Here is a 7702-nt window from a genome sequence, read left to right as displayed (position 1 = left end):
TGTTGTTGCCCTCGGCCAGCGACACCGAGGCGGCGCTGCTGCAGCGCGTCGAGCGGATCGAGACCCGGCTGGACATGTCCATTCCCGCCGCCGAGAGCGGGACCGCCGTGCCGGCTCCCCAGTTTTCCCGGCCCAGCCGGGCGCGGGTTGAGCCGGCGGCCAAGCCCGCGGAGCCGGTTGCCGAGCCACCGCCCGCCGCGAAGCCTGAACCCGAGCCAGTGGCGCAGCCTGTTCCCGAGCCAGCACCGGTGGTCGAATCATCCCCTGCGCCGGGCGAACTCAACGCGGCTGCGGTGCGAACCATGTGGCCGACGGTGCGCGACAAGGTGCGCCAGCGCAGCCGCACCACCGAGGTGATGCTGGCCGGGGCCACCGTCCGCGGGATAGAGGACAACACGTTGGTGTTGACTCATACGTCGGCGCCGCTGGCGAAGAGGTTGTCCGAGCAACGCAACGCCGACGTCATCGCCGATGCGCTCAAGGACGCGCTGGGAGTCAACTGGCGGGTCCGCTGCGAGACGGGCGACGCGGCGCCCTCCGTGTCGGCGCCGCCGGCCGGCGGGGGAGGCCGCACCGTCGCGCCTGCCGTGGAAGAGCCTGCGCCCGAAGCGGATTCCGCTCAGCGCGATGAAGAGGAACACATGCTCGCCGAAGCCGGCCGCACCGATCCGTCGGCGCCGCGCCGCGATCCCGAAGAGGTCGCGCTCGAATTGCTGCAGAACGAACTGGGTGCCCGCCGCATCGACAACGGCTAGCGGATCGGGCTAGCCGCGCCACCACGGCCGCAGCGGCAGATCGTCGTCGCCACGCGGGTCGACATTGGCCGCCAGTACGTGGTGTAGCTGAAGGTTGTTCTGCTCGAAGGCAACTCGTGACGCCGCCATGTACAGGCCCCACACCTTCGCGGTCGGCAGACCGACCTCGGCGACCGCGACGTCCCAGTGCTCGACCAGGTTGCGGCACCAGTCGCGCAGCGTCATCGCATAGTGATGCCGGAAGTTCTCGGTGTGCAGAACCTCGAAGCCGACGTCCTGGACCTCGCTGTTGATGCGACCCGAGCCGGTCAGCTCCCCGTCCGGGAACACGTAACGGTCGGTGAATCCGCCGGCGAAAGAGGTGGATTTGTTGTCGTGGCGGGTAATGCAGTGATTGAGCAGCAGTCCGCCGGTGCGCAGCTTGGACTTCAGGAAGCCGAAATAGGCCGGGTAGTTCTTGACGCCGATGTGCTCGGTCAGGCCGATTGACGAGACGGCGTCGAATTGCTCTTCGCGCACGTCGCGGTAGTCGGCATGCCGCACTTCGGCCAACTTTGCCAGCCCCTCGGCCTGGATCGCGTTCTGGGCCCACGCCGCCTGCTCAGCCGACAGGGTGGCGCCGATCGCCCGCACCCCGCGCCGTGCGGCGTAGCGCACCATGCCGCCCCAGCCGCAGCCCACGTCGAGCAGCCGGTCGCCGGGCTGTAGCCGTAGCTTCTCGAAAATCAGCCGGTACTTGTTGTCCTGCGCCTCTTCCAGGGTCGACTCGGCGTCCGGGTAGACCGCGCAGGTGTAGGTCATCGAGGAGCCGAGCACCCACTCGTAGAAGGTGTTGGAGACGTCATAGTGGTGGTGGATGGCCTCGGCGTCGCGCGTCTTGGTGTGCATCAGCCCGTCGGCGATGCGGCGCCACCGCGGCGGCGTTTCCTGCGGCGGCGGCGCGACCGGCAGCAAGTGCTCGATCCCGATCGAGCGGATGACGTTGGCGAACACCCGCGCCGGCGGCCGCTTGAACTGCACGCGATCGGTCAGCGTCCTGAGCAACCGGTACGGGTCACCGGGGTGTACGCCGTACAACTGCAGGTCACCCGACACATAAGCGCGCGCGAGGCCGAGTTCGCCGGGAGCGGTGGCCAGGTAGGTCGCCCCGCGGGAGTTCTGCAGATCCAGGCCCAGCTCGGCATCTTCGCTGCCCGCGATGCTGCCGTCGTAGGCGGTGAACCTAAGCGGTTCCCGTCCGGTCGCGGCGAAGATCTCCAGGATCTGCGCCATGCTGAGTTTCCCTGTCGTCGAGCGGTGGGGTTCTCGGGTCGTCGTCATCGCCGTTGCACCGCCTTTGCGTAGAGGTCGAGGAGACGCGAATCAGGATCGTAGGTTTTCTTGACCGTGTTGTAGGCTTCCCCGCCGTACAGCTCCTCGAACTGCTCGCGGCTGTAAAAAGAGTCGGAATACAGCGATTTGTGCCCGTCGAGCTCGGACACCTTGGCTTCGATCAGTCGGTTGGTCGCGCCGTTGGTGGCACCGGCCGGGACCGAGGACCAGAAGCCGACATTGACATACGTGTGATCCGGCTGCATCGGGTACAGCGGCCAGCCATCGTGGCCACGTAGCCGCAACGGGCACAACCAAACCGGTGTGATCGGCACGGATTCGGCGAACCATTCGACGAATTCGCAGGTCCGCTCTACCGGCACCTCGATGTCCTGCACCACCCGTTCCCGCGCGGTTCCAGTTTTGCGCGTCTCGATCCGATCCGAGACGCCCAGCCGCCGGTCCATCGCGACGAGCTTGGAATAGACGCTGCTGCGCCGGTATCTGCGCGGCCACCAGCGCCGCAGCCGGGGATTCTGCACGCCGAACGCGCGTGAGCACCAAAACCAGTCGGTGTCCCAGCGCCAGAAGTAGTCCAGCATCGTGAGCCGGTCGTCCTTGGTGGCCTCCACGCCCGCGGAGTCGTGCCGGATCGACTGGTAATAGATGTTCGTTCCGGTGTAGTCGCTGACGGGGCCCGGGGTGCTGGTTCGCCTGCCGACGCACAGGTAGCTTTCGTCGGGGCCGAACACCACCGCGTCGAGATAGTCGACCGGAGTGCCACCCTGTCCGCCGGTGTCGATGATGCGCTCCATCGCCGCGATCAGCGCGGGCAGCGAACGGAACCGGACATGCCGCAACGACACAAACGGTGCGACGGGTTCCAGCTCGATGCGAAGTCGAGTTGAATAGCCAAGTGTCCCATATGAATTGGGGAATGCCCGAAAGAGATCGGAATGCTGATTGCGAGACGCGGTGAGCAAATCGCCAGCGCCGGTGAGGATGTCCATCTCCAGCACCGATTCGTGCGGTAGGCCATTGCGAAAGGAAGCCGACTCGATACCCAATCCGGTGACCGCTCCGCCAAGCGTAATCGTCTTCAGTTGCGGAACGACGAGCGGCGAAAGGCCGTAAGGCAAAGTCGCGGCGACGAGATCCTCGTACGTGCACATGCCCGCCACATCGGCGGTCCGCGTCTCGGGATCGACGCTGAGCACGCCGGTCAATCCTGACGTATCCAGCCCGGGCGCATCGCGTTTGGCGCGGGCGCGGAACAAGTTTGACGTCGGCTTGGCAAGCCGAACGGCGGACGTTGCCGGAATGGATCGATAACTCGCCATCAACCGGTCAACGCCCGACCTGTGGGCCGAGAGTGCAGATCCACCGATAGGCACCACATATACCCTAGTCTTCGACAACTGCCCGTGCACCTGCGTACGGGCAGTGTCACGGTAGGAGATTTCCGAGAACGAGCAGAGGAGTTGACGCACATGGCACAGGTGAGCGCGGCCAGCACGACTTTGATAAATGCCGAGCCCGCGGCCACCCTTGCCGCGGTCGCGGACTACCAGACGGTGCGTCCGAAAATCCTGTCCCCGCAGTACAGCGAATACCAGGTGCTGCAGGGCGGACAGGGGCCGGGCACGGTCGCCAAGTGGAAGCTGCAGGCCACCAAATCGCGCGTGCGCGATGTGCAGGTCAACGTAGATGTGGCCGGGCATACCGTCATCGAGAAGGACGCGAACTCGTCCATGGTCACCAACTGGACGGTGGCTCCCGCCGGACCGGGCTCCAGCGTCACCGTGAAGACCAGCTGGGCCGGTGCCGGCGGCATCAAGGGGTTCTTCGAGAAGACCTTTGCCCCTTTGGGTTTGAAGCGAATCCAGGGTGAGGTGCTGGCCAACCTGAAGAAGGAGCTGGAGGGCTAGGCGGTCGATTGCCCGGTTGCCGGGCGACTGGCAACCATCGCCGTCGCACCCTGCGGTTTTCTGCGGAACTCGATGGTCATAGCCGGGTCCGCATGCTGGGCGATCGCACGCAGCGCCGACGGGCTATAGGCGCGTAGCGAGCTGATGACCGCATCGTGCAACGGCGGCAACAGCCCAGTCAGCGGCGCTGTGAACGCCAGCTGTACCAGTTGGAGCGGCGCGGGCCACCTGCGCAGGTCGATGATCAACAGCTTCTTCGCCACCCGGGTCCCTTCGGCGAACACCTGGGCGGCCCGCTCGGGTGGCAGGTGATGCAGCGACAACGCAAACACCGCGAGGTCGTAGTAGCCATCGGGGGCGTCGATTGCGGTGGCGTCCATCTCCCGCACCGTGGCGCGCGGGTTACTGCCGAGATCGCCGGCGGCGATTGTGGTCACAAATGCGGGATCGATGTCGGTGACCGTCACCTGAGCCTCGGGGTGGTGCTCGAGTAGCTTGCGCGACAATCCGCCGAGACCGCACCCGAGTTCGAGGATCTTCGGCGCGTCGATGCCCGCCACCTCGTCAAGAGCCGCCAGGGCGCACATCTTGTAGGTGCCCAGCAACCGTCGCCGACCAGTGCGGTCCAGCGACTCGATGACCTTGCGCTTCCGATCGTCGACGTCATCGCGATCCAGGTATTCCAACCGGTCGGTGCGGAGCCGCCGGTCCAGCCAGGAAGCGTCCGGCCCGCCCCGGGGCATGCTCACGATGTCGTGGGTTGTCATGTCCATGGGGACCATCATGGATGACGCAGCCGTGATTCGGCACAAAAACAGTCACAAATTCAAGCGCAATTGGGCGTGATTTAGGTTGGGCCGACGCCGGACGCCTTCGTGAGCGCCTCGGTCAACGCATCGGTCTCGCTGGAGAAATGACGGACGAGTAAGTGACCGAGTGCCTGTTCCCGTGAATCTTTATTTCCAACCCAGCGTTTCGTTCGGTTGCTTTGTTGTGGCATGTATGTACTCAAGTAATTGAGCTTGAAGATGTCCGACGAAATCATATGCTTCGTTAGATTAGACGGATTTCAGTCATGATCAGCAACGTACTTTGCATTAAAATCAATTGCCGATCATCTCTTAAATGAGATACCCACTCGATGTCTGAAATATGCGCTTCGAAGAAGCAGAAGGACTTTGCGTTGCGGAATTCGTGGATCTGTCAGATGTCTGACGAATGTCCTTCGCGCGTCACGGCAACATCTTGAGGATGTCGTACCGATAATCCGCCCAGGCCGAAGCCCGACGGCCGGCGGTTCACCGAGTGGTTAAAGCGATACGGGGTGCCCGTCATAGTGCTCCACGGCGTAGGTCGCAGATGGACGTCGGTGATTAACATTTTGTTTGCTGCCCGCTTCCCTTTCGGTGAACATTCGGGGTGGCCAGTGCAGGCAACAGGTGATGCGACCACCAAGCAAACGTGTTAGCCTGACCAAACGGGGAGGATCCGGAGCCGTGGTGGGGTTCGAGCCTTCAGCATCGCCGGTGCGAGCTTCGTACGTTTTCGGACGCTCCGGCCGAACGACAGCCCTCTCGCGGGCATGGAGGTTTACAAACAGTGACCCCTTCCGACCGGCCCGACAGGATGTAAATCATGGGATCTGACCACACGAATCCCAGGAAGATCCGCTCCTTTTCGGACATAGAGGAATTGTGTCGCCGCAACGACACCATCGTGACGTTGTGCGGGGGCGGATTGGACAGTGCGTATCTCTTGGCGCAGCTGTCGAGACTTGACGTGAATCTTGTCGCACTGTCTATCGACGTCGGGGACGACTTCGATATCGAAAACTTCTCCAACATCGCTCGCAAGTTCCGGGTGGAAATCGCCCGGCTCGACTGCAGGAAAGAATTCATCGAAGAGTTTGTTTATCCATCTATTCTTGCCGGTGGCAGATATCTCGGCCAGCACCCCATTAGCGCATCCTTGACACGGCCTTTGATAGCTCGGGTCGGCGTGGAATTCGCACGATCCGTCGGTGCCAAATTCCTGCTCCACACAGCCAATCAATCGCAAAATAGCTTGCGGCGGCTCAACGGGGCCATTTCCGACGTGGGTTTTGAGGGCTACTTCGGATCGCCCTACGAGTTCGATGCGCTGACCCGCGACTTCAAGCGCTTAGAACTGCAAGAGGCGTTTGGAATCTCTGGTTTCGCGAATCGGATGACGAGCACCGATACCAACTTATGGTGCCGAGAGTTCGAGAGTGGCGCTCTGGATGATCCCGAAAGATTTGAAATCGACCAAAATCTGTATCTTTGGTCTGTCGTATCTGAAACGGCGAGCCGCACTATCGAGCTGAGTTTCGACAGGGGCCGCGTCGTATCGGTGGACAACGAACCCGTCACCGACCTCATCGAGCTGATCTCGGACCTCAACGGCAAAGTTGGTCGTTACGGTATCGGCAGGTTCAGCAGCCTTGAGCATCTAGAAGGCGGCGAGAAGGTGCTCGAGGTTCGCGAGGCCCCCGCTGCGACACTCATCCTCGAAGCGTTCTCTCAGCTCGCGTCGGCGACGGTCGAAGTGGAGACCCTGCGTTGGATCCGCACTCTCGGCGAGGCTCTGATCATGGAGGCCGTCGAGGGGCGGTGGTTCCGCAGTCTGCGAAAAGCGTTGCAGTCCTTCCTCGAGGTGAGTGCTCAGCGCGTCAGCGGTGACGTTCGATTCACTCTTCGCAGCGGAGGGTTCGAACTCGCGGGGTTAAAGGCCGTATCACCGCTTTACATTCGTGACCGGGAGCAGTGGGAGTACGCCAAAGCTGCTGCGGCACGGTCTGTTACGACGGGCCGGTTCGACGACTCACCTGCCTTCGCTGAGCAAGAGCGTGACAGTGGCCTCGATCGGCGGTTCGCCTGAGGGCTGACAGTAGCCGTAACCTTCAAGCATGAGTGGGGTCGACGCAGGTCACCCGAGTGATATTGGGGAGATGGACCTGCGCGTGCGGGCGCTGGAAAGCGTGCTCGTCGACAAGGGCTACGTCGATCCGGCGGCGCTGGACGTGCTCATCGAGACCTATGAGACGCGCATCGGTCCCCGCAACGGTGCGCGTGTGGTCGCTCGGGCGTGGGTTGATGCCCGCTATCGCGACTGGCTGCTGAGCGACGCCACTGCCGCGATCGCGTGGCTGGGCTATACCGGTCGGCAGAGCGAGCACATGGTGGCGGTCGAGAACACGCCCCAGCAGCACAATCTGGTGGTCTGCACACTGTGCAGTTGCTACCCGTGGGCGGTGTTGGGCCTGCCCCCGACGTGGTACAAAAGCGCGCCCTATCGATCGCGCGCGGTCCGTGACCCGCGTGGCGTGCTGGCCGAATTCGGCGTGACCCTGCCACCAGATACGGACATCCGCGTCTGGGATTCGACGGCCGAAGTCCGTTACCTCGTGGTGCCCATGCGCCCGGCCGGTACCGAGGGCCTCAACGAAGAGCAGCTCGCCGCGCTGGTGACCCGTGATTCGATGATCGGTACCGGTCTGCCTCGCATCGCTGAGGGTGCAGGCCATGAGTAGCGACGAGTACCTCACCCGAGCCGACCTGGGCGGCCAGCTGGGACACGGTCCGATCGAATTCGAGTCCGAACACAAAGCGTGGCATGCCGATTGGGAACCGCGCGTGTTCGCGCTTCAGCTGTCGATGGGCGCCGCCGGGGTTTGGAATCTCGACATGA

Annotated in this window: 6 protein-coding genes and 2 pseudogenes; 5 read left to right on the top strand and 3 right to left on the bottom strand. The window is 63.2% G+C overall.

Annotated elements, in window-relative coordinates:
- Positions 1-755: pseudogene (locus tag JOZ00_RS21030) on the top strand (DNA polymerase III subunit gamma/tau); the annotation flags it as partial.
- Positions 756-764: 9 nt separating this feature from the next.
- On the opposite strand, the gene JOZ00_RS21025 reads toward JOZ00_RS21030, so the two are convergent.
- Together JOZ00_RS21025 and JOZ00_RS21020 are read right to left on the bottom strand one after the other, a co-directional pair.
- Positions 765-2075, bottom strand: coding sequence for a class I SAM-dependent methyltransferase (locus tag JOZ00_RS21025; protein ID WP_293347452.1), 1311 nt, complete (start codon positions 2073-2075; stop codon positions 765-767).
- Positions 2072-3463, bottom strand: coding sequence for an FAD-binding oxidoreductase (locus JOZ00_RS21020; RefSeq protein WP_293347450.1), 1392 nt, complete (start codon positions 3461-3463; stop codon positions 2072-2074). The genes JOZ00_RS21025 and JOZ00_RS21020 overlap by 4 nt, the downstream gene beginning before the upstream one ends.
- A gap of 93 nt (positions 3464-3556) precedes the next feature.
- Here JOZ00_RS21020 and JOZ00_RS21015 point away from each other — a divergent pair, with 93 nt between their 5' ends.
- Entirely contained in the window at positions 3557-3994 is a 438-nt protein-coding gene (locus tag JOZ00_RS21015) for an SRPBCC family protein (protein WP_293347448.1), read from the top strand.
- Here the strand turns inward: JOZ00_RS21015 and JOZ00_RS21010 are convergent.
- Positions 3991-4767 (bottom strand): class I SAM-dependent methyltransferase, encoded by a 777-nt coding sequence (locus JOZ00_RS21010; protein ID WP_293347446.1) that lies wholly within the window; start codon positions 4765-4767, stop codon positions 3991-3993. The two genes, JOZ00_RS21015 and JOZ00_RS21010, sit on opposite strands and share 4 nt — an antisense overlap.
- 862 nt (positions 4768-5629) lie before the next feature.
- Here JOZ00_RS21010 and JOZ00_RS21005 point away from each other — a divergent pair.
- From JOZ00_RS21005 to JOZ00_RS27725, 3 genes and pseudogenes are all read left to right on the top strand, one after another.
- Positions 5630-6892 carry an argininosuccinate synthase-related protein gene (locus tag JOZ00_RS21005; protein WP_293347444.1) on the top strand — a complete coding sequence of 421 codons (1263 nt, stop codon included), beginning with the start codon at positions 5630-5632 and terminating at the stop codon, positions 6890-6892.
- Between the two features lie 28 nt (positions 6893-6920).
- Positions 6921-7544, top strand: coding sequence for a nitrile hydratase subunit alpha (gene nthA, locus JOZ00_RS21000; RefSeq protein ID WP_293347442.1), 624 nt, complete (start codon positions 6921-6923; stop codon positions 7542-7544).
- A pseudogene (locus JOZ00_RS27725) lies at positions 7537-7702 on the top strand (hypothetical protein); the annotation flags it as partial. The gene nthA and the pseudogene JOZ00_RS27725, both read left to right, overlap by 8 nt.

Source organism: Mycobacterium sp., assembly GCF_019243155.1.
Lineage (GTDB): Bacteria > Actinomycetota > Actinomycetes > Mycobacteriales > Mycobacteriaceae > Mycobacterium.
This window is presented reverse-complemented; position numbering and strand designations above follow the sequence as displayed.

Excerpts from the sequence above, each read along its gene's own strand:
- JOZ00_RS21025 (WP_293347452.1), bottom strand. The coding sequence starts at position 2,075 with ATGACGACGACCCGAGAACCCCACCGCTCGACGACAGGGAAACTCAGC.
- JOZ00_RS21015 (WP_293347448.1), top strand. The coding sequence starts at position 3,557 with ATGGCACAGGTGAGCGCGGCCAGCACGACTTTGATAAATGCCGAGCCC.
- JOZ00_RS21010 (WP_293347446.1), bottom strand. The coding sequence starts at position 4,767 with ATGGACATGACAACCCACGACATCGTGAGCATGCCCCGGGGCGGGCCG.
- nthA (WP_293347442.1), top strand. The coding sequence starts at position 6,921 with ATGAGTGGGGTCGACGCAGGTCACCCGAGTGATATTGGGGAGATGGAC.
- JOZ00_RS21005 (WP_293347444.1), top strand. The coding sequence starts at position 5,630 with ATGGGATCTGACCACACGAATCCCAGGAAGATCCGCTCCTTTTCGGAC.